This window comes from Nonomuraea longispora (genome assembly GCF_004348345.1).
In the GTDB taxonomy this organism is placed as follows: Bacteria; Actinomycetota; Actinomycetes; order Streptosporangiales; family Streptosporangiaceae; genus Nonomuraea; species Nonomuraea longispora.
Window position 1 is genome coordinate 1 of the sequence record NZ_SMJZ01000092.1, and the last position, 20355, is coordinate 20355.

Genomic DNA, 20355 nt, shown 5'->3' on the forward strand with positions numbered 1-20355 from the left:
CGCCCGGGGGCACGCTCGGCGGCGCCGCGGGCGGGCCGGTGGCCGTGCTCGGCGCCCGCACGACCTGGGACGGCGGCGGCGCCTGCCGCTGGCCGGCGGTGAGGATGACCAGCACGCACAACCCGGTCAGCACGACCACGGTGAGGAACACGCACACGACCTCGTACGGGGACACCTGGCAGGCGAAGCGCTGGGGGCCCTGGCCGCAGGGGGCCGCGTTGAGTTCGTCGATACGGTGCGCGAACGGAGGGTCCTCCCGGCGGAGCTCCTGCTCCAACTCGGCCAGGGCCCTGCGCTCCCAGTCCGACAGGCTCATGGCCGGCTACCGGGCCGGCCGCTGGTCGCCGGGCGTGAACCTCATCACATCGCTCTCCCTCGTCCTGCCGGGGGGAACGTTCCTACGCATCGTCCTGAGCGGCGCGATGCTGGTCAGCCGCCCGTGCTCCTACCCCGGACATTCATCACGAATCACCCGTTACCGAGGCAAGCCAATTCCCTTGCCATGTTTACGCCCTAAGGCCCAGGGCATGCCCGTTCTCGCCCGGCCCTGAGAGCGCTCGCCGGCCCCGTACCGGCAGAAAGGAGTGGCGTGACCGTCCCGCATCGTCCACGCGAAAAATTTCGCGGGCACACCGCCTGCACGCCTCCGACCACCGGACAACTCTTCGAGATCGTCGTCCTGGACACCACGGGAGACGACGGCCGCACGCGCTGGAGCACGGTCGGCTGGGGCGTGAACCGGGCCGACGCAGACGCGATCGCCAGGACGTACCTGACGCGGCAGCTCTGCCCGTACGAGGCGGTCCAGATCCGGCACAACGGACGGTTGCTGGCCGAGCACCGGCGCTAGCCCCATGAGCACGTCCCGGCGGTGACGCTGGGTCTTCCAGCCGTGCCTCGGTGTATTGCCGTCATATCAATCTGCGTATGCCTTGAGCGACATTGATGTCGCCATGCGTACCTCCAATCGGCAGATTCCGGTTATCGGGAGGTACGTAATGCACCGCAGAGTCGCCCTGCTCTCCGCCGCCGCGCTCGTGGCCGGCGTCCTGGCGCCCGCGGGGGCCGCGCAGGCCGGCGCCAGGAGCGGCCCTGACCGCGACGGGCCCGTCAGATGGTCGGCCACGGACTCGTGGTCGGAACGCAGGACCGTCTCGCAGTACTGGACCCGGAAGCGCATGCTGGCGGCGCAGCCGCTGTCGTCGCCCGCGCCCCGGCGCACCGCCCGGTCGGAACAGCCTTCCCTGGGCAACCCGTGGTCGGCGCGCGGCACCACCACCCGCACCCGCGGCTCGTGGACCACGCGTGGTTCCTCCACCACCCCGTCCCGCGGCGCCCCGTGGTCGGTCACCGCCACCTCGGCCGTCGGACGGCAGGCCGCGGTGCCCAACAGCCCCGGCCTGCAGTGGACCGACGGCGGCGCCGTGGTGCGCACCACGGGCCGGGTCTTCTTCACCACCGCCGACGGCCAGAACTCCTCCTGCTCCGGCACGGCGGTGACCAGCACGAACGAGAGCGTGGTGATGACCGCGGGGCACTGCGTGAAGCTGAACGGCCAGTTCCACCGCAACTGGGCGTTCGTGCCGGCGTTCGACGACGGGCAGCGGCCGTTCGGCACCTGGGTGGCCAGCAGGTTGCTGACGACCCAGCAGTGGAACGCCCGCGAGGACATCAACTTCGACGTCGGCGCCGCCGTGGTCGCGCCGCTGCAGAACCGGACGCTGACCGACGTCGTCGGCGGGCAGGGGGTGGCGTTCAACCAGCCGAGGATCCGGCAGATGTTCTCCTTCGGCTACCCGGCCGCGGAGCCGTTCGACGGCTCGGAGCTGATCTACTGCAGCGGACGTTCGTTCGACGACACCGTGCAGACGCGGGACCTCGGGCTGCGCTGCAACATGACCGGCGGGGCCAGCGGCGGCCCGTGGTTCCAGGGGTTCGACGAGTCCACGGGGCAGGGCTGGCTGAATTCCGTCAACAGCTTCAAGTACAACTTCGCGCCGGACTTCATGTTCGGCCCGTTCTTCGGGAACGAGGCGATGGCCGTCTACCGCGCCGCCCAGAACACCAACGCGCTTTGACGGCCTTCCCGGCCTGGATCCGCTCCGGATCCGGGCCGGAAACGGCGTGCGTAGATCTTTTCCGCTCATCTTCATGTACCGGACAGGGGCGTTTACACTTTTTTAATGCGTTTCGTCCTCTTTGTCATGATTTTTGCTGCATTGATCATGAGCCCCTCAGCGCCGGCAGCGGCCATCACCAACGGCGTCGCCGACGGAAACGCACACCCCGAGGTGGGCGCGCTCGTCGCGAAGAAGGCACACCCCGACGGTTCATGGGCCTACTGCACCGGCACGCTCATCTCGCCCACCGTCTTCCTCACCGCCGCCCACTGCGCGGAGCCCGGCCAGAAGACCGTCCGGGTCACCTTCGCCGACCGCTACCGTCCGGGGAGCACGTACTACACCGGGCGTTACGTGCCGGACCCCCGGTTCGAGGACGAGTCCGCGCTGCACGACATGGCCGTGGTGCTGTTCGACGAACCCATCCCGGGCATCAAGCCCGCCCGGCTCCCCAGCGAGGGAATGCTCGATCGGCTGGAAGCCGAGGGCGACCTGCAGAAGGCGTCCTTCACCCCGGTCGGCTACGGCTCACTGAACCCCACCAGGAAGAAACGCGAAACCCGTTTCAACTACCCGGACACCCGCCACCAGGCCACCATCTCCTTCAAGGACCTCTCACGCCGGTGGCTCGACCTGTCGCTGCAGTCGGAGAGCGACGGCAGCACGTGCTTCGGCGACTCCGGCGGCCCCAACTTCCTGGGCGGCTCCGAGTCGCACCTGCTCGTCGCCACCTCGATCAGCGGGGCCGACGACGCATGCACGGGCACCAACTACGACTACCGCCTGGACACCCCCTCGGCCCGCGACTTCCTCGACGACTACGTCACGCTCCCCTGATCTGCGGGCCCCTGACCTGCGGGCCCCTGACCTGCCCGACCGCCTACCACAGGTCCGCCAGCACCTGCCGCTGGTATGCCGTGAGCGGCGGCCTGCCCGCGTCCCGGGCCACCCGCGCGGCACGTTCCCCGTCCCCCATCCGCCTCAGCGCCCGCGCGCACAGGTAGGCCACCAGCCCCTGGTCACGCCCCGCGACCAGCGCCACCTCCAACTCGGCGGCGGCCTCCTCGACCCGGTCCAGCTCGGCCAGCGCCAGGGCCCTGGCCGCGATGGTGGCCGGCTCCTCCGGCTGCCGCACCCGGTCGAGATCGCGCAGCGCCTGCACGGGCCTGCCGAGGTCGGCCAGGATCTCACCCCTCGCCTGCAACGCCACGGGCGTGTCACCGTCGGCGGCGAGCACGCCGTGGAGGATGGGCAGCGCGGCCCTCGGGTCGCCCGCGTGCCACACGGTCATCGCCAGCTCCACGCGCACCGTCAGGTCGTTCGGCACCCGCCCCACCGCCGACTGCAGCTCGTCGACGGCCTCGTACGCGCGGCCCTGGTAGAGGATCACCCGGCCCGCCGCCGCGAGCAGCCGGCCCACCGCCGCCGTGTCACCCAGCCGCTCGTACACCTGGCCGGCCTGCTTGTAACAGGACTCGGCGGCGGCCCAGTCGCCTCGCTCGTAGGCCAGGTTGCCGAGGAAGGACTCGATCTCCGCCCGCGTGCGCGGCTCGTCCTGCCCGCACGTCGCCTTGGCCTTCGTGGCGTGCGTCTCCGCCAGGGTGAGGTCGCCGTCCGCCAGTACCTGCTCCGCCACGCGCAGGTACTCGGCGGCGCTGACGGCCGCCTGGCCCTCCCCCGGTCCGGCCGTCGAGCCGCCGCGCGCCCGCTGGACCGGCTGGACCAGCCCGTCGTGCTGCAGCTCGCACCAGCGCGAGCCCGAGCGCACCTCCACCCTGAGCACGTGCCGGTCGACCAGGGCCTTCACCACCGTGTTCGGCATGCCCGCGGTCTGGGTCTCGCCCTCGTACGCGGTGCCGCGGGTGCCGAGCTCCGTGATGAACGTCTCCCGCAGCCACGTGGTCAGCTCGTCGACGGAGATGTCGTGGTCGTGCGCGGTCTCGGCGAGAGCCCGGTCGAGGAAGTCGCCCAGCGAACGGTCGACGTCGGCGTGCCGCTCCACGTACTCGGGGGTGATGACCCGCAGGTCCTCAGGGCACGAGCGCCACAACGAGGAGCAGACGATCTGCAGCGTGACCGGCTCCACGGTGTCGACCTCGTACGACGTCGGGCCGTTCACGCCCTGCAATCTGACCGTGCGCAACTCCCTGACCAGCACCTCGGCGGCCCGCGGCGCGTAGGAGCGCCCCGTTCCCACGAGCGGCCGGCGGACCGCGACGAGCGCCTCCTCCTCGGTCAGCGGCGCCAGGGCGAACTCCGCGGCGTTGCCCCCGCCGCTCAGCCGCTCCCTGTGGGCCATGAGCCTGGCGAGGTAGTCCTCCTTGATCGACAGGAGCAGGCGCAGGTCCTGGTTGTCGTCGAGGGCGTCGGCCAGCTGGGCGATGAACGGGTCGCGGAAGGCCTGGCGGTGCGGGAAGTCGAAGAACAGCTCCTCCGCCTGGTCGATGGCCGCGAGGATGGGGACGGGGTCACCGTACTTGTCGGTGCGGGGACCGCGGCGCCGCAGGAACTGACGGACGGTGAGCCCCGACAGCCGCGTCAGCGACTCGCCGGGCGACCACGACGACAGCAGCGCCACGGTGAACGGGTTACGTTCGGAGAGCGCTGCCATCGGGAAGGCGGATCCGTGCGACAGCCGGCCGATCGGCAGCACGTCCACGCGCTGGGCCGTCAGCTCGTGCAGCACCCCTGCCTCCAGCACGGACGTCTTGCCGACGCCCGAGGGGCCGTGCAACATCGTCAGCCGGTGCGACTGCCACAACACGGAGATCGCGTAGGCCGTCTGGTCGCGGCCGAAGAACCGTTCGTGGTCCTCGCTCGTGTAGGAGCGCAGCCCGACGTACGGCTCGCTCTCGTGGCCGCCGGTCACGAGAGCGGCCCCATCCGCTGCTCCAGTTCTTGGCAGAACTGGCGGGGGGTGCCCCAGAAGACGGAGACCTCCCAGCCGTCGAAATATCGGTCGAGATAGGACTTGGCGCGTAACTCCGCTCCCGGCTTCACGTCCTCGCCCAGCGGCGCGAGCTGGACGCTGACGTGGCGCCGGCGGCCGATGGCCGGGTAGCGCCGGATGAGGCCGTGGAACAGCACCCGGAAGGTCCATTCGTGAAGGGAGTAGCCGAGAAGGAGCAGGGGCCTGTTCGCCAGCGCGTCGAGGATGATCGGGGGGATGACGTGCCGGTTGTTCTGTGCCCGCGCGGTCGTCATGTGCACCAGGAACTCGATGTGGTCGTCCTCGGTCAGCACGATGGACGACGGGACGCGCGTGCTGCCGTGGAGATGGTAGACGACCGGCCGGCTGGGGTCCGGGCGCATTCCCGCGCCGCGCTCGAACAAATCCCGGTCGTACGGCACGCCCTCGTGCCATGGGCATATCGCCGCGCTGGGCTCCTTTCCCGAGCCACGCAGCGCCCGGGAAAGAAAGTCGTCGTAATTGGTGGTCAGGAACACCGGAATGGGAAACCGGGCGATGCCGGCGTGAATTTCACCCGGGGCCGTGAAGTCGGGTGGGCCCATCGCGGCGAGCTCGCGGCCGAGCCGCTGCTTCAGCGTGGCGGCGTCGCCGAGCAGGTTGCGGGCGTACTGCATCACCCGGGCCAGGTCTGCGTCGTCGGCGAACGGATAGTCGTAGCGGGCCGCCCACGTGCGGCTCAGCTCGGCGTTCGTCAGGAGGGTGCCCTCGCCGGCCCCCGAGCCGATGAACGGCGTGCAGTCACCGGTGCGGAGCTGGTCGATCAGCCGGGCCCAGTCGGAGTCCTTCATCGGATCGCCTTCTCCTGGCACGTCGGTGGCGGCGTGGAGTGAGGTGCGACCCTATTGTCAACTACCGCTTGCGACCCCGTCGATGCTCTGGCTGAACCCGGCGATCGGGCCCATCGCGTCTTCGCCCGCCTGCAGCAACGCGCGCAGCGCGTGGCTCAGGGCCGACTCGTTCAGGCCGTCGAGGTCGGCGAGTGTCAGGCCGCCCACGTCGACCAGCCCAGTTTCGGCCGATTCGTCACTCATTCGAACCCCTACGACGCTTTCCCGGTACACAGAGCAGCACGCTTGACTTTACGGCAAGTACCGACCGGTCGGTGCAATGAGATGCCCTTGGCGTTATGTTTCGGCGACTGGAAAAGCTTTAAGCTAATGTCGCCGGATATCGGGCAACGGAGGCGATGACGTGACAGGTTCGCAGTCGGAGCCGGTCAGACCGGGGCGAGCACCAGAAGTCTGGGGCAAGGTTCCCTCCCGCAACGTCAACTTCACCGGCCGGTCGGTTCTGCTCGAACGACTGCACGCGGGCCTGTCCACCGAGGTGACCGCCGTGGTGCCGCACGCCCTGCACGGCCTCGGCGGCGTGGGAAAGACCCAGTTGGCGGTGGAATACGCACATAGGTACAAATCGGACTATGACGTCGTCTGGTGGATCCCCGCCGACCAGCCGGTCCTCGTCAAGTCCTCGCTCGCCGGCCTGGCCCCCTACCTCGGGCTGCAGGCCGCCACCAGGAGCGGCGCGGAAGACGCGGCCGAGGCCGTGCTCGACGCGCTGCGGCGCGGCGAGCCGTTCGATCGCTGGCTGCTCGTCTTCGACAACGCCGACCAGCCCGAAGAGATCAGCGACCTCGTCCCGCAGGGCCCCGGGCAGGTCATCATCACCTCCCGCAACCATCGCTGGCAGGGCATCGTCGACACCGTCGCCGTCGACGTCTTCACGCGGGACGAGAGCGTGGAGTTCCTGTCCAGGCGCGCGTCGTTGTCCGGCTCCGACGCCGACCTGCTCGCCGAGGAACTCGGCGACCTTCCGCTCGCGCTGGAGCAGGCGGGCGCCCTGCACGTCGAGACCGGCATCTCGGTCGAGGACTACCTGCGGCTGCTGAAGGAACAGACGAGCGCTCTGCTGTCGGAGAGCAAACCGTCCGAATATCCGATGCCGATGACCGCCGCCTGGGCGCTGTCGGTCGCGCAACTGCGCAGCAAGCTGCCCGAGGCCGTCGACGTGCTGCGCATCTGCGCCTTCTTCGGTCCCGAGCCGATCCCGCGCGACGTGTTCCGCCTGGCCGGGCACCAGACGTCCGACGCCAGGCTGGGCGGCATCTTCAGCGACACGATCCTGCTCACCCGGGCGATCAGGGAGCTGGGCAGGTTCGCCCTGGCGACCATCGACTCCCAGGCCCGCACCATCCAGGTGCACCGGCTGGTCCAGGCCCTGCTGCGCGACGAACTCGACGAGGACGACCGGCACCGCTACCGGCACGAGGTGCACCTCCTGCTGGCCGGGGCCGCGCCCGACAACCCCGACGACCGGGCCAACTGGCCGCGCTACAACGAGCTCATCGCGCACATCCTGCCCTCGCAGGTCGCCGACTGCCTCGACGCGAGCGTGCGGGCCCTGGTGCGCGGCGTGGTCTACTACCTCTACCGGTCCGGCAACTACCAGTCGGCCCGCACCTTCGCCGAGCAGTTCGTCGAGAGGTGGACCGCCGTGTCGGGGCCCGACCACCCCGACGTGCTGATCGCCCAGCGCCATCTCGGCGCCATCATCCGCGAGCTCGGCGAATACCGCGCGGCGTACGACCTCGACAGCGCCACGCTGGCGAAGATGACCGCGACGCTCGGCCAGGAGAATCCCGAGGCCCTCGTGCTCAGCAGCGGTTTCGCGGCCGACCTGCGGGCGGTCGGCGACTGGTCGTCGGCGCGGGAGCTCGACGAACGCCTGCGCGCCCAGCACGCGCACGTGTTCGGCGAGGACGCCGTGGCGACCCTGCGGATCATGAACAACCTCGCCGTCGACTACGGCCTCAACAGCGACTACGCCGGGGCCAGGGCGCTGTACGACCACGTGCACAGGAAGCAGAGCCGGAGCAAGGAGAAGATCGGCGAGGCCGACGTGCTCAACGCCTGGAACGGCCTGGCACGGGCGGTCCGGCTCGACGGCAACGCCCTGGAGGCGGTGGCCCTCGGCGAGGAGGCCTACGCGTACGGCGTGAACGAGCTCGACGCCGAGCACCTGTGGACCCTGCGCACCGCCCGTGACCTGTCGATCGCCAAGCGCCGCGCGGGAGACCTGGACGCCTCGCTCGAACTGGCCAAGGACGTGCACGCCCGCCTGCAGCGCATCATGGGCGACCACCACCCCGACACCGTCGCCGCCGCCAGCAACCTGTCCAACGCCCTGCGCACGGTGGGCGACGTCGACGCCGCCTACGACATCGCGCTGCAGGCGGTGACGAGGTACGAGTCCCTCTACGGCCACGACCACCCCTACGTCTACGGCTGCGCCACCAACCTGGGCATCCTCCAGCGGCTGCGCGGCGACGCCGGGGCGGCCAGGGCCACCAACGAGACCGCGCTGGCGGGGCTCGACCGCAGGCTCGGCCGCGACCACCACTACACCCTCACGTGCGCGCTCAACCTCGCCAGCGACCTTTCTGCGGCGGGCGAGTTCGAGGACGCCAGGCGACTCGGCCACGACACGCTCGAACGGCTGCGCAGGCTCTTCGCCGACGGTTATCCGCTGCTGCTCGCGTGCATGACCAACCACGCCCTCGACATCCTGGGGTCCGGCTATGTGGAGGAGGCCGAGTCACTGCTGGAGGAGGCCAGGCAGGGATATGCCGCCACGATGGGCCTCGATCACCCCGACGCCCGCCTCGCGCTGGTCGAGCGTTCGAGAATGGACGGGGATTTCGATCCGCCGCCCATCTGACCCGGCTCCGTTCTCATCGCCGAGACGAAGTCGTGATAGAGCCGCGGCCGATCCACCCGGCGCGCTCTGCGGAGCGTCAGCCGCAGCCCCATGAACAGGATGCAGAACCGCAGTGCGCCCAGCAGAAAAGGGGCCGCGAAGATGACCAGGACGATCTCGTACCGCATCGTGCCTCCTTGTGTGGCGTCCTGTGACCAGGACAGGCGAGCGGCGCGATGTCCCGCAACGGACCGGGTCGATGCCGGAAAGGTCTGGACGACCTGGCACACCGGATCGGCCGAATAGCGTGAAAAAGCGGATGACCACGGACGCGCCCCGGACGATTCGGGACCTCGCGTCCGCGCAGCGGAAAGGCAGCCGCCGATGAGCGCCGACGGCGACGACCCACTCCAGGCGTTCATCGCCGCCCTGAGCGAGTTGCGCGCCGACGTCGGCACCCCGCCCTATCGCGAACTGCAACGGCTGAACCCCGCGAAGCTGCCGTCCAGCACCGTACACGGCCTTCTGGAGGGCGAGCGCCGCCGCCCGCCGGCGTGGCCGCTGGTCGACGCGTACGTCCGCGCCTGCCTCACGTACGGCCGCCGGCACGGGGTGGAGCTCGCCCCCGACGAGGCGGAGTTCCTCGACACCTGGCTCAGGCGCCACAAGGCCCTGTCGGCGGCCGTCAGCCAGACGCCCGAGCCGTCTCAGGACGACGCGGAGGACTCCCGGCCGCGGATCATGGGCGGCAGGCCGCCGGCCAGGGGCCACTTCTCCGGCCGCCATGAGCTGATGGCGGAGCTGGAGGCCAAGATGGCGGCCCAGACCGCCTGGCCGGTGTGCCTGCTGGGGCCGAGCGGCCACGGCAAGACCCAGCTGGCCTCGGAGTACATCCACCGGCACGCGTCGCGATATTCGATCGTCTTCTGGATCAGGGCCGAACCGCCGACGCAGATCAGGACCGACCTGGCCACGCTGGGCAAACAGCTCGTCCACGGCGTCGGCGAGGCGGAGATCGTGGCAGAGACGCTGAAGCTGCTGCGGGAGGATCCCGGCTGCGCGCCGTGGCTGCTCGTCTTCGACAACGCCGGGCATCCCGACACCCTCGGCGCGTTCCTGCCGCACGACGGGCCGGGGCACGTGCTCATCACCTCGCACGACCCCGCCTGGGACGAAGTGGCCGTGCCCATCGAGGTCGGGGTGTTCAAGCGCGAGGACAGCGTCGAACTGCTCACCTGGCGCGTCCCCGGAATCTCCGCCGAGGAGGCGGCCCGGGTGGCCGAGGAACTCGGCGACCTGCCGCTCGGCATCGTGCAGGCGGGCAGCTACATGAAGAGCTCCGGCCTGGCTCCTGACGCCTACATCGCGCGGTTGCGCGAGCAGCCCGGACGGGTGCTCGACGAGCTCCCGCCGGTCGACTACGGGCGCGGGCTCGCCTCGGCGTGGGCCCTCGGCTTCGAGACGCTCGGGCAGACCCACCCGGAGGCGCTCCACCTGCTCCAGCGCTGCGCCTTCCTGCGGCCGGAGTCGATCTCGCGCCACCTGCTGCTCCAGGGGAGCCTGCCGCTGGCGGGCGACACGGTCGGCGTGTTCCAGGACCCGGTGCTGGCCGACACCGCGATCAGGATGCTCACCCAGTACGGGTTCATGCGGCTGGCGAGCCAGGGCACCGTCCAGGTGCACCGCCTGCTCCAGACGACGATCAGGAAGCGGTTGTCCGACGCGGAGAGCGAGCGCGTCCGGCACGACGTGCACCTGCTGCTGGCCGGGTCCGACTGCGGGGATCCGGAGAACCGCGCGGGACTTGCCCGCTACGCCGAGCTGGCCGGCCATGCGGAGGCGTCGTCCCTGGCCGGCTGCGCCGACCGCGACGTGCGGGCGTTCGTGGCCAAGCTCGTCCGGTACTTCCAGGTGATCGGCGACGTCGAGAGCGCGGAACGGTACGCCGGCGCCGAGCTCGCGGCCTCACCCCCGGCGGCGGGCGAGGTCGCCCCCGAACCCGCGCCCGTCCCGCCCGTGCGGCGCGGCCTGCTCATGGCCAGGACCATGGAGGGCGACGACTGGACCCGGCTGATCTACCAGGTGACCACGGGCGACTGCACCCCGGTCGTCGGGGCCGGCATCTCGCGGCGCACGGCCGCCAGGGTGCGGGCACTGAGCTGGGAGTGGGCCGGCCGGCTCGGCTATCCGTTCCCGGACGCCTGGGACTTCGAGTCCGTGCTCGACTACGCGGTGACGCTGCCGGACCGGGCGGCCATGGCCGAGGAACTGCTGGCCGCCCTGCGCGACGAATGGGAGCAGCCCGACGACGAGGAGGACCCCTACGCGTTCCTGGCGGAGATCCCGGCCACCTCCTACCTGACCACCGCCTACCACGGCCGGCTCACGAAGGCGCTGCTCCGGGCGGGCAGGGAACCCGTGGTGAAGGTGCCGCCGTGGCGGCCGGAGCTCTCCGTCGCCGAGCCGGTGGTCGCCCCCACGCCCGAACGACCGCTGGTGTGCCATCTGGCGGGGGCGTACGACGTGCCGGGCTCGCTGGTGTTGTCGGAGCACGACCGTGTCAGGTGCCTGCGCGTGGAGTACGGGAAGTGGTCGGCCGACATCCTCGGGGCGCTGGTCACGTACCCGTTCCTGATGCTGGGCCACAACCCGCGGTCGGCGTCGTACGGGATGCTGATGTCCCTCCTGGCGGGCGTCTCGCCTTCCAGGAGGAACATCGTCGTCCTGCACGACCCCGATCCCGGCGGGATGGACGAGGCCGCCAGGGAATATCACCTCGCCAGGATCGCCCGGCTCAACATGCGCGCCTCCGTCTGGTGGGGTGACGCCCGCGCGTTCATCCAGGAACTGTCACACCGTCTGGAGTCGGCGGCGTGAGACCGTTGCGGCGCCGCCACTCCTCCCGGTGGGCGGCCGCGTCCCTGCGGGCCTTCTCGATGGCCGGGGCGGAGACCTCCTCGTCGCGCCACGCCGCCAGGGTCGCGGCCATCCCGGCGACGAAGCGCTCCCCGCGCGGGGTGAGGTAACCGCTCGCGGCGATCTCACGGGTGGCGCCCTCCGCGGCCTCGCGCCAGCGGTAGAACTCGGCGTTCGCGGCCAGCGCCGCCTCGCCGCGCTCAAGCAGCCGCTGCCTGCGCCAGAAGCCGCTGACGCCGACATAGGCGTAGGCCCCCTGGAAGAGCCCGCCCAGCGGGCGCGGATCGTCACGCCACGGCGCGTAGTAGCGGTTGTCGCCCGACGGGCGCAGCAACGGGACGACGTCGAGCAGCGCCGACAACTTCCCGTGCTGGACCTCGTGGGCGAACGTGAGCGCGAGCGTCGTCGCGTCGGGCGGCGTGGACAGCGCGACGCAGCCGAACGCCTCGCGGGAGCTGCCGCTGATCTGGTCGCCGGGGACGTCGGTCAGGGGCGTCAGCACGCGCGTGACGGCGCTCACCTCGGCGGCGACGGTCCAGTGGTGGTCGACCAGCAGTTCCCAGGCGCCGCGCAGGGCGGCACGCCAGACGTCGAGCTCCTCACCGGACAACCGCTGCGCGGCCAGGCGTGCTCCCGGCATCCGGTAGGGGTCGAGGTCGTCCACGCAGAGGGTGACGGGCCGCCCGCCGGACATCGTCGACAGGGTGCGCAGCGCCTCCCAGCCGGGCCCGTCGTCGTGCGGGTCGCCGGGGATCCTGACCGTCTCGCCGGCCGAGATCACCTCCACAGGGCCGCCCGCCCGCCGGACCAGCGCGGTCGGGCCGCCGCACAGGGCGCGACCGAGCGAGGGCAGCATGGCGCCGCCGTCCTCGACGGGCACCTCGATCGAGAAGTCCATGCCCGCCCGTACGGCAGCGGCGGCCGCGACCGCCGCGAGCCGGGCAGGGGAGTGGCCGTCCACCGACCTGGAGACAGCGTGGTAGGTGCGCCAGGCCCATGCGCCCACGGCAGGGTGGCGGAGGACGGCGTCCGCCGCCTCCTTGTGGCGCTGCTGCGCCCGCCTGAGCAGCGCGTACGCCCGCGCGGCCGGGTCGGCCTCGGGGTGTCCCGCGGTGCGCGCGGCGGTGGCCACTCCGTGCACGAGCAGCACATGTTTGCTGTACTGGGCGCGCGCCAGCAGATGAGCCGCCTCGGCGCCGCCCGCGCCCGCTGCCAGCGCCAGGAAGTGCTCCTCCGGGATGACGTGGTGCTTGAGACTCATCGGCGGCCTTCCAGAAGTGCGGCGACGTCGCGCTCCAGCACGCCGCGGATGTGAGTGATGAGGCGGAACAGGTCCCGGCAGTAGACCGACGGGTTGACGAACCCGCTCCCGGGGTCGTAGCGGTGCGCGTAGAGGCCGCCGCCGCAGACCGGCACGATGGGGCAGTCCTGGCAGGCGGTCGCGAGGGAGTCGCGGCCGAGCTGGCGGGCCATGACGGCCGGATGCCGCAGGACGGCGTCGAAGGTGTCGCGGGCGACGTGGAAGCCGGTGGCGGGCGCGCCCGGGTAGGCCGACTTCAGCGTGTCGGTCTGCTGGATGGCGCCGTCGGCCTCGATGACCACCATCCTCGCGGGGCTCAGGCCGACGGCCTCGCTCGACGACGAGCCGCCCATGAGCAGCCGCAGGATGTCGTCGAAGAGCCGGACCTCCGTCTCGCGTCGCGGCGCGGCGTACCAGCGGTCGAAGATCGGGACGAGCCAGTCGGCGTACGGCGTGCCGCCGTCACCCAGTCCGGGCGGCGGCTCCGCCCAGTTGCCGTGCGGCAGCAGGAAGTCGATCCTGGGGGGCCTGGACTCCAGCAGCGCCTCGTAGGTCGCGATGGGGTCGTTGCGCGCGTCGACGGTGCAGAGCAGGCCGCCGAACAGGTGACGGTAGCGGCCGGCGAGCAGGCCGAGCGCGGCGGTGACCGTGGCGTGGCTGCCGCGGCCGTCGGCGCGCCGCCGGTGCCGGTCGTGGCCCGCGGCGTCGCCGTCGAGGCTGACGCCCACGCGGACGCCGAGCTCGTCGAACAGCCGCAGGAACTCCTCGTCCAGGCGCATGGCGTTGGTCTGCAGGCTGACATCGAGGCGGACATCGGGGCCCAGCGCCTGCCTGACGGCCTGGACGGTGTGGGCGATGTGGCCGGGGCCGGCGAGGAGTGGCTCCCCGCCGTGCAGGATCAGGTGGACGGAGGGCATCCGGTGCGCGTGGGCGTGCTCGGCGATCCGGGAGGCCGTGTGCGCGATGACGCTCCTGGACGCCCGTCGCGGCTGGGATTTCCAGCTCTGGTCGGCCATTTCATAGACATAACAGTAATCGCAGCTTAGATCGCATCTGCTGTGTAGTTTCAGGATGAACTGGCACAAAGGCCACGGCTGCCACCCCTCAGGGAGTGGAGCCGCGACCGGGGGCTTCAGGTTGCCCAGCCAGAATCCGTTCGGGCGTGACACACGAGCGAAACTATCGCCCGCGGGCGGCGCTGCGCATGAGGTCGCGGATGCGCCCAGCCGGGATGCCGGGACATCGTGGTCGCGGCGCCTGCGTGCGGCGCCGGTGTCCGCCGGTGAACGATCGCACTGTCCGGGGTGTTTGGCGGTTACGGTGTCGATTGCGGCCTTCTTTACTCCCCGCACTACCCGACTGCGCTAACTTGAGTAACAAATGATCTACCGTGGAGGTCGGGGAAATGGTGGAGCGGAAGCCTAACGGCGCGTCGGGCATCGACGTCACCAGGCCGAGCGTCGCCCGCATGTACGACTACTACCTCGGAGGGAAGGACAACTTCGAGGTCGACCGGGAGGCCGTGCGCCGGGTCGAGAAGGCCATGCCGGAGATCCGCCAGCTTGCCCAGGAGAACCGCGCGTTCCTGCGCCGCGCCGTGCGCCACATGGCCCGCCAGGGCGTCCGGCAGTTCATCGACATCGGCTCGGGCCTGCCGACCGTGGGCAACACTCACCAGATCGCCCAGGAGATCACCCCCGACGCGCGCGTGGTCTACGTCGACAACGACCCGGTGGTGCTGCAGCACGGCCGGGCGCTCCTGGCGACCGACGACAACACCAGCGTGGCCGCGGCGGACATGCGGCGGCCCGCCGACGTGCTCGGGCATCCCGAAACGGTCAAGCTGATCGACTTCAGCGAGCCGGTCGGCGTCCTCATGATCGCCATGGTGCACTTCCTCACGCTGGACGAACGCGGCCCGATCATGCGCCAGTTGCTTGACGCCCTGCCGTCGGGCAGCCACCTCACGGCCACCCACGTCACCACCGAGAACCACCCGCCGGAGGCGGTCGCGCAGATCGAGGCCGTCTACGCCACGACGCCGACGCCGATCTTCTTCCGCGGGCGCGAGGAGATCGCCCGCTTCTTCGACGGCTTCGACCTGGTCGAGCCGGGCCTGGTGACCATCGACGACTGGCATCCCGACCCCTCCGACCCGGCCCCGCAGCCCACGAAGTGGCTCTACGGCGGTGTCGGCCGCAAGCCCTGACCCCCGGCGTTCCAGGCCCCTCCCGCACGACCTTCAGCCCGCATGTGCACCATGCGGGCTCACACAACGTACGCTCGGGCGCCCCGTACGCATCCGGGTGCCGGGGCTGCTTCAGGAGGGGCCCCGGTCGGTTCGCGACATGCTCGGCGCCATGGACGTCGATCCGTCGCTCTTCAACTGTCCGGCGCTGCCGCTCGCGCTCAAGAGGGCGATCGTGCCGGACTTTCCGCTGGTCAACGAGAGCTTCACCCTGTCGTACGCGGGCAACTACCTGTGATTTCCACCGTTTGGGTGGTGTTCATTCACTAATGTTTGCCCACATGGGAATGCCGATCAATAACCCGGCGGGCCAGGGGGCGACCTGGGTGGCGCCGACCGACGTCGAACGGGCCTTGTTCGAGGCCAAGTCGCGCGGCGACTGGGACGCCTACGTCAGCGTCCTGCTCGGCGTCGACACGTTCTCCTACAAGCCCAAGGACCGGGTCGACAACCGCAAGCTGGTGATCAACTGGCTGCCCGAGCAGGGCCCCGAGGGCAAGGAGTGCCTGGTCGTCTACACCCGGGGCGAGCTGCCCCCAAGGCGGCACGACGCCGTCGCCTGCGAGGTCACGCTGCCCTTCCCGCCCGAGGAATGGTGGGGCGGCGAGCTGCAGGGGATGCTGGTCAACCCGGGAAGCCCGTCAGGGACGTACTTCCCCGACGCCAAGCGCAAGCGCCGGCACTGGAAGTCGCTCAGGAAGAGTGTCCCCAAGCGCGGGCACGACGCCGACCAGCTGCTCACCAGGTACACCGGTCCCCTGCACGGGCCGCTCGCCCACGGGCTGGCCTGCGGCGGGCACCTCTCCGTGCACAACGGGGTGATCTGGAACGAGGTCGGCGACGTCTACAGCCACTACGAGGGCGACGTTGAGACTCTGCGCGAGTCCTGGGGCGTCACCGACAGGGCCGGCTGGCAGACGCAGGTCACCGCCCTGCTGGAGGGCCGCAACAGCCCGATCGAGCCGGAGTTCCTGCTCCAGGTGAGAGACGACCTGGCCCGCCAGTACCCCGGCTCGCAGCGCGACCCGTCGATGTGGCAGCAGGCGGCGGCGAGCGTGCTGGCCCAGAAGGGCATGGGCCCTCCCGGCATCGACGCCATGATGCAGCTGATCGGCCGGATCGCGCGCTACGAGGACCGCTTCCGCGCCGACGGCATCCTGCCGCCCGACGGGTACGTGACCTCGGCCCTCGGCTACGACTTCGGCCGCGCGGTCAACTTCGCCCGCTGGGGGCTCAGCGCCAGGTTCGCGGAGCCGTACGAGGTGGAGCAGGTGGTGATCAAGGCCGGCGAGCTGACCCGGCAGGTGTACGGGACGTGGGAGTCGTTCTCCGCCGGTTACATCCTGGGACGGGTGCTGCGCTTCGACGAGGAGGCGTTCGGCCACATGTACGAGTCCGCGCTCACCCCGCACCGCATCCTCACCCAGGATTCCGGCAGCCCGTGGCGGAACATCCCGTTCGCTCTCGACGCTCCCCGTTAGCTCCCCGGTCGTTACCGGAAATGTCCGGTGTACGTCCGGTCGTGAGCCTGGCCTTGTCCCCGTTCCATGCATGAAGCTGGAGGAAAACCGAGGCTGAAGGAGACCCTCTCCTGGAAGCGGCGACCATCGCGACGTTCGGGGCGGTACTGCGCGACGCCAGGACACGAGCCGGCCTGACGCAGGCCGGGCTCGCCCGGCTGGCCGGCGTCAGCGTCCGCGCGATCCGCGACATCGAGCTCGGCCGGGCCAGCCCGCAACCGGCGTCCGCCCGGCGGCTGGCCGACGCGGTGGGGCTGGAGCCGCCGAGGGCCGGAGAGCCCGTGGAGCTGGAGGTGCTGAGCCGGTTCAGGATCCGGGTCGGCGGCAGGTGGCTGGCGCCGGGGTCGGCGAAACAACGTTCCCTGCTGGGGCTTCTGGCGTTGCAGCCGGGCACGACGGTGGGCTACGACGAGATCGCCGAGGTGTTGTGGGGGCCCGACCCGCCGGCGTCCGGCCGGCGGCTCATCCACACGCACGTCGCCCGCCTGCGCAGGCTCATGGAGCCGGGCCTGCCCCGGCCGTCGGCGGCGAAGGTCCTCATCGGCGTGCGCGACGGCTACCGGCTGTCGGCCGACAACGTCCGGCTCGACCTGGCCCGCTTCGACGACCTGGTACGACAGGCGGGCCAGGCCGACGGCGCCGACGCGCTCGACCTGCTCGACGAGGCCCTGTCGTGCTGGGGCGGGCGGCCGCTGGCCGACCTGCCGACCGCGCTGCACCACCATCCCGCCGCGGTCGCCGCCAAGGGGAGGTGGCTGCAGACGGTCATCTCCCACGCCGAGCTGGCCATGAGCACGGGCGCGTACGCACGCGCGGCGGACTCGCTGCGCGCGGGAACGGCCGCCGAACCCCTGCACGAGGGCCTGCACGCCCAGTTGATGCTCGCACTGTCCGGCGGCGGGCAGCAGGCGGCCGCGCTGGCCGTCTTCGACGAGATCCGCGCCCGGCTGGTGGACGAGCTCGGCATCGAGCCGGGCTACCTGCTGCGGGAGGCGCAGGCCCGGGTCCTGCACGGCACCGTTCCGCGCCGGGAACACGGCGCCCCCTCGTGGTGGCAGCCCGCGCAGCTCCCGCCCGACGCCGCCAGGTTCGCCGGCCGCGCCAAGGAGCTGGCCTGTCTCGACGGGCTGCTGCGAGCCGGCGAGCCCGTCGTGGTCGTCACGGGCATGCCGGGGGTGGGCAAGACGGCTCTGGCCCTGCACTGGGCCCACCGGATCGCCGGCCGCTTCCCCGACGGGCACCTGCACGTGAACCTGCGCGGCTACGACCAGGCGTCGCCGCTGGAGCCCGGCCAGGCGCTCGCGGGCGTGCTCGGCGCGCTCGGGGTGCCCCCCGAACAGGTGCCGATCGAGGTGGACGAGGCCGCCGCGCTCTACCGTACGCTGCTGAACGACCGGCGCCTGCTGGTGTTGCTCGACAACGCCCGCGACGCCGAGCAGGTGCGCCCGCTGCTGCCCGGACATACCGGCAGCCTGGTGCTGGTGACCAGCCGTGACCACCTGACCGGCCTGATCGTCACGCACGGCGCGCGCCGGCTCGACGTGGAGCCGCTCACCCAGGAGGACGGCCTCGCGCTGCTGACGCGCGCGCTCGACCGCGACGGTGACGACGTCGAGAGCGCGGCCGCCGCCCGGCTCGTGCAGGCGTGCGGGCGGCTGCCGCTCGCCCTGCGGATCGCCGCGGCCACCCTGGCCGAGCACCCCGAGCAGTCGATCGGCGGCTACCTCGACGGGCTCTCCTCCGCCGGCCTGCTCACCGGCCTGGCCGTGGCAGGCGATCCGCAGGCGTGCGTCAGGATCGCCTTCGACCACTCCTACCGCGACCTGCCCGCCGCCGCGCGCCGGTTGTTCCGGCTGCTGGGCCACGTGCCCGGCACCGGCGTACGCGCCGACGCCGCCGCCGCGCTCGCGGACCTCCCGTCCGACCAGGCCGAGAGCCTGCTCCATCTCCTCGTCAGCGCGCACCTGGTGGAGAAGCGCGGATCAGGCTGGTACGGCCTGCACGACCTGCTGCGCCTGTACGCCCGCGAGCAGCCCCTCGACGAGGACGCCGGCGCGGCCCTCGCCAGGCTCATGGACTGGTACGTGCACACCGCCGACGCCGCCGCGGGCCTGCTCTACCCCGGCAAGGTACGCCTGCCGACCGGCCCGCGTCCGGCCACGGCCGCGACGTTCGCCGACGAGGCCGAGGCGGTGGCCTGGATGGAACGGGAACAGGACAACCTGGTGGCCGCCGTCCGGTACGCCGCCGCGCACGGGCCACGGTCGGCGGCGTGGCTGCTCGCCGACACCCTGCGGGGATATTTCTGGATCCGGTGGCCGGCACCCGGCTGGGGCACGACCGTACGCAACGGGCTGGCGGCGGCCGCGGGCGCGGGCGACCTGCGCGCCCAGGCGGCCTGCCATCTCGGCCTCGGCACCGCGCACCAGGCCGGCGAGCAGTACGCGCAGGCCGTCCGGCACTACACGACGGCCCTCGAACTGGCCCGCCGGGCGGGATGGTCCGACGGGACCGCGGAGATCCTCTACGAGCTGGGCCTGGCGCGCTGGTGGCTGGGCGCCCCGCAGGACAGCGCCGACCTGCTCACCGACGCGCTGGCGTTGTTCCAGCGGACCGGCAGGCCCGCCGGGCAGGCGGCGGCCCTGCTGCACCTCGGTGTCGTGCAGCGGCACCTCGGCCGGCTCAGGTCCGCGGCCACCTACCAGTCGCGTGCGCTGGCCGCGTACCGCAGGCTGGGCTCGCGGCTCGGGCAGGCCCAGGCGCTCGGCAACCTCGGCATCACCTACCACGAGCTGAGCCGGTCGAACCCGGCCTCGCAGCGCCTCGACACCGCGCTCGGCCTGCTCGAACGCGGCCAGAACCGGTTCGACCAGGCGTACTTCCTGTGCACCATGGCCGCCGTGCACCGCGACGCGGGCCGCCTCGACGCGGCCGTGGACGCCGCCGTGGCCGCCTACGGCCTGGCCTGCGCCATCGGGCACCGCCCCCTGGAGGCCGACACGTGCAACACCCTGGCCGGTGTGCGGCTGGCGACGGGAGACCACCGGCAGGCGCTCGACCTGTGCGGGCATGCGCTGGAGCTGACCGCCGACAGCGCCTTCCGGGCTCCCCGGGTGAGCGCGTGGCTCGGCCTCGCGGCGGCTTACCAGGACGCGGGGCGGCCCGCCGACGCGCTGAAAGCGGCCCGCCCCGCGCTCGCCGCCGCGTCGGCGGACGGGTTCCGGCTGCTGGAGGGGCGGTCGTGGGCCGCGATGGCAGTCGCCGGGCACGCGCTCGGCGACGCGCGGCAGGCTCTCGACGACGCGGGCAAGGCGCTGGCGGTGTACCGGCTGACCGGGCACGCCCTGGGCGAGGCGCACATGCTGTCGCTCATCGGCTCGCTCGTCCGCGACAGGGACGGGGCCGACGAGGCGCTGCCGTACTGGAGGGGTGCGTTCGGCTTGTACCGCGGGATGGGCAGGCCGGAGGCGGAGGGTCTCAAGTCGCTGCTGCGCCGCCCGGAGCGGCACCGGAGCGGCAGAACCGGGTGACCGCGAACCGCCCGCCTGCTAGTTCACCGGAGCTCGCGCAACCGCCCTGAGCTG

The 20355-nt window shown here is 71.6% G+C and carries 15 protein-coding genes and 1 pseudogene; 10 read left to right on the forward strand and 6 right to left on the reverse strand.

Going from position 1 to position 20355, the window contains the following annotated elements; genetic code table 11:
- Positions 1-316, reverse strand: a 316-nt coding sequence (locus tag E1267_RS23320; RefSeq protein WP_132334905.1) for a DUF3040 domain-containing protein, incomplete at its 3' end; no start/stop codon positions are given.
- 273 nt (positions 317-589) lie between these two features.
- On the opposite strand from E1267_RS23320, the gene E1267_RS23325 reads away from it, so the two are divergent.
- From E1267_RS23325 to E1267_RS23335, 3 genes are all read left to right on the forward strand, one after another.
- The gene (locus E1267_RS23325) at positions 590-850 is read left to right on the forward strand and encodes a hypothetical protein (RefSeq protein WP_132334907.1); all 261 of its coding nucleotides are present in this window, start codon (positions 590-592) and stop codon (positions 848-850) included.
- Between the two features lie 148 nt (positions 851-998).
- On the forward strand, positions 999-2078 hold the full coding sequence (locus tag E1267_RS23330) for a trypsin-like serine peptidase (protein ID WP_132334909.1): 1080 nt from the start codon (positions 999-1001) through the stop codon (positions 2076-2078).
- A 147-nt stretch (positions 2079-2225) separates the two neighbouring features.
- Positions 2226-2957, forward strand: coding sequence for a S1 family peptidase (locus E1267_RS23335; protein ID WP_165959745.1), 732 nt, complete (start codon positions 2226-2228; stop codon positions 2955-2957).
- A 43-nt stretch (positions 2958-3000) separates the two neighbouring features.
- On the opposite strand, the gene E1267_RS23340 is transcribed toward E1267_RS23335, so the two are convergent.
- Genes E1267_RS23340 through fxsA form a run of 3 tightly spaced genes read right to left on the reverse strand, consistent with a single transcriptional unit; the run spans position 3001 to position 6122 of the window.
- The gene (locus E1267_RS23340) at positions 3001-4989 is read right to left on the reverse strand and encodes an nSTAND1 domain-containing NTPase (RefSeq protein ID WP_132334913.1); all 1989 of its coding nucleotides are present in this window, start codon (positions 4987-4989) and stop codon (positions 3001-3003) included.
- Positions 4986-5879, reverse strand: a complete 894-nt coding sequence (locus E1267_RS23345) for an SIR2 family NAD-dependent protein deacylase (RefSeq protein WP_132334915.1) — start codon at positions 5877-5879, stop codon at positions 4986-4988. Before E1267_RS23345 ends, E1267_RS23340 begins: the two co-directional genes overlap by 4 nt.
- Before the next feature lie 57 nt (positions 5880-5936).
- Positions 5937-6122, reverse strand: a complete 186-nt coding sequence (gene fxsA / locus E1267_RS23350; RefSeq protein WP_132334917.1) for an FxSxx-COOH cyclophane-containing RiPP peptide — start codon at positions 6120-6122, stop codon at positions 5937-5939.
- A 160-nt stretch (positions 6123-6282) separates the two neighbouring features.
- Here fxsA and fxsT (E1267_RS23355) point away from each other — a divergent pair, with 160 nt between their 5' ends.
- Together fxsT (E1267_RS23355) and fxsT (E1267_RS23360) are read left to right on the forward strand one after the other, a co-directional pair.
- Positions 6283-8808, forward strand: a complete 2526-nt coding sequence (gene fxsT / locus E1267_RS23355; protein ID WP_132334919.1) for an FxSxx-COOH system tetratricopeptide repeat protein — start codon at positions 6283-6285, stop codon at positions 8806-8808.
- A gap of 363 nt (positions 8809-9171) precedes the next feature.
- On the forward strand, positions 9172-11664 hold the full coding sequence (fxsT, locus tag E1267_RS23360; RefSeq protein ID WP_132334921.1) for an FxSxx-COOH system tetratricopeptide repeat protein: 2493 nt from the start codon (positions 9172-9174) through the stop codon (positions 11662-11664).
- On the opposite strand, the gene E1267_RS23365 is transcribed toward fxsT (E1267_RS23360), so the two are convergent.
- Both E1267_RS23365 and E1267_RS23370 read right to left on the reverse strand, forming a co-directional pair.
- Positions 11624-12964, reverse strand: a complete 1341-nt coding sequence (locus E1267_RS23365; RefSeq protein ID WP_132334923.1) for an HEXXH motif domain-containing protein — start codon at positions 12962-12964, stop codon at positions 11624-11626. The genes fxsT (E1267_RS23360) and E1267_RS23365 overlap by 41 nt on opposite strands.
- The gene (locus E1267_RS23370) at positions 12961-14172 is read right to left on the reverse strand and encodes an FxsB family cyclophane-forming radical SAM/SPASM peptide maturase (RefSeq protein WP_165959746.1); all 1212 of its coding nucleotides are present in this window, start codon (positions 14170-14172) and stop codon (positions 12961-12963) included. The genes E1267_RS23365 and E1267_RS23370 overlap by 4 nt, the downstream gene beginning before the upstream one ends.
- Before the next feature lie 236 nt (positions 14173-14408).
- Here E1267_RS23370 and E1267_RS23375 point away from each other — a divergent pair, with 236 nt between their 5' ends.
- The 5 genes and pseudogenes from E1267_RS23375 to E1267_RS23390 all read left to right on the forward strand — a co-directional run bounded on the left by E1267_RS23375 (position 14409) and on the right by E1267_RS23390 (position 20301).
- A complete protein-coding gene (locus E1267_RS23375; protein WP_132334925.1) occupies positions 14409-15212 on the forward strand; it encodes an SAM-dependent methyltransferase in 804 nt (267 codons plus the stop codon).
- Positions 15213-15363: 151 nt separating this feature from the next.
- Positions 15364-15489, forward strand: a complete 126-nt coding sequence (locus E1267_RS47360) for a hypothetical protein (protein WP_281283686.1) — start codon at positions 15364-15366, stop codon at positions 15487-15489.
- Positions 15490-15532: 43 nt separating this feature from the next.
- Entirely contained in the window at positions 15533-16732 is a 1200-nt protein-coding gene (locus tag E1267_RS23380; protein WP_165959747.1) for a DUF1266 domain-containing protein, read from the forward strand.
- Positions 16733-16878: 146 nt separating this feature from the next.
- Positions 16879-17022, forward strand: a pseudogene (locus E1267_RS47975) (helix-turn-helix transcriptional regulator); the annotation flags it as partial.
- Positions 17023-17052: 30 nt separating this feature from the next.
- Complete coding sequence (locus E1267_RS23390) at positions 17053-20301, forward strand: AfsR/SARP family transcriptional regulator (protein ID WP_132334929.1); 3249 nt, start codon at positions 17053-17055, stop codon at positions 20299-20301.
- Positions 20302-20355: the final 54 nt, after the last annotated feature.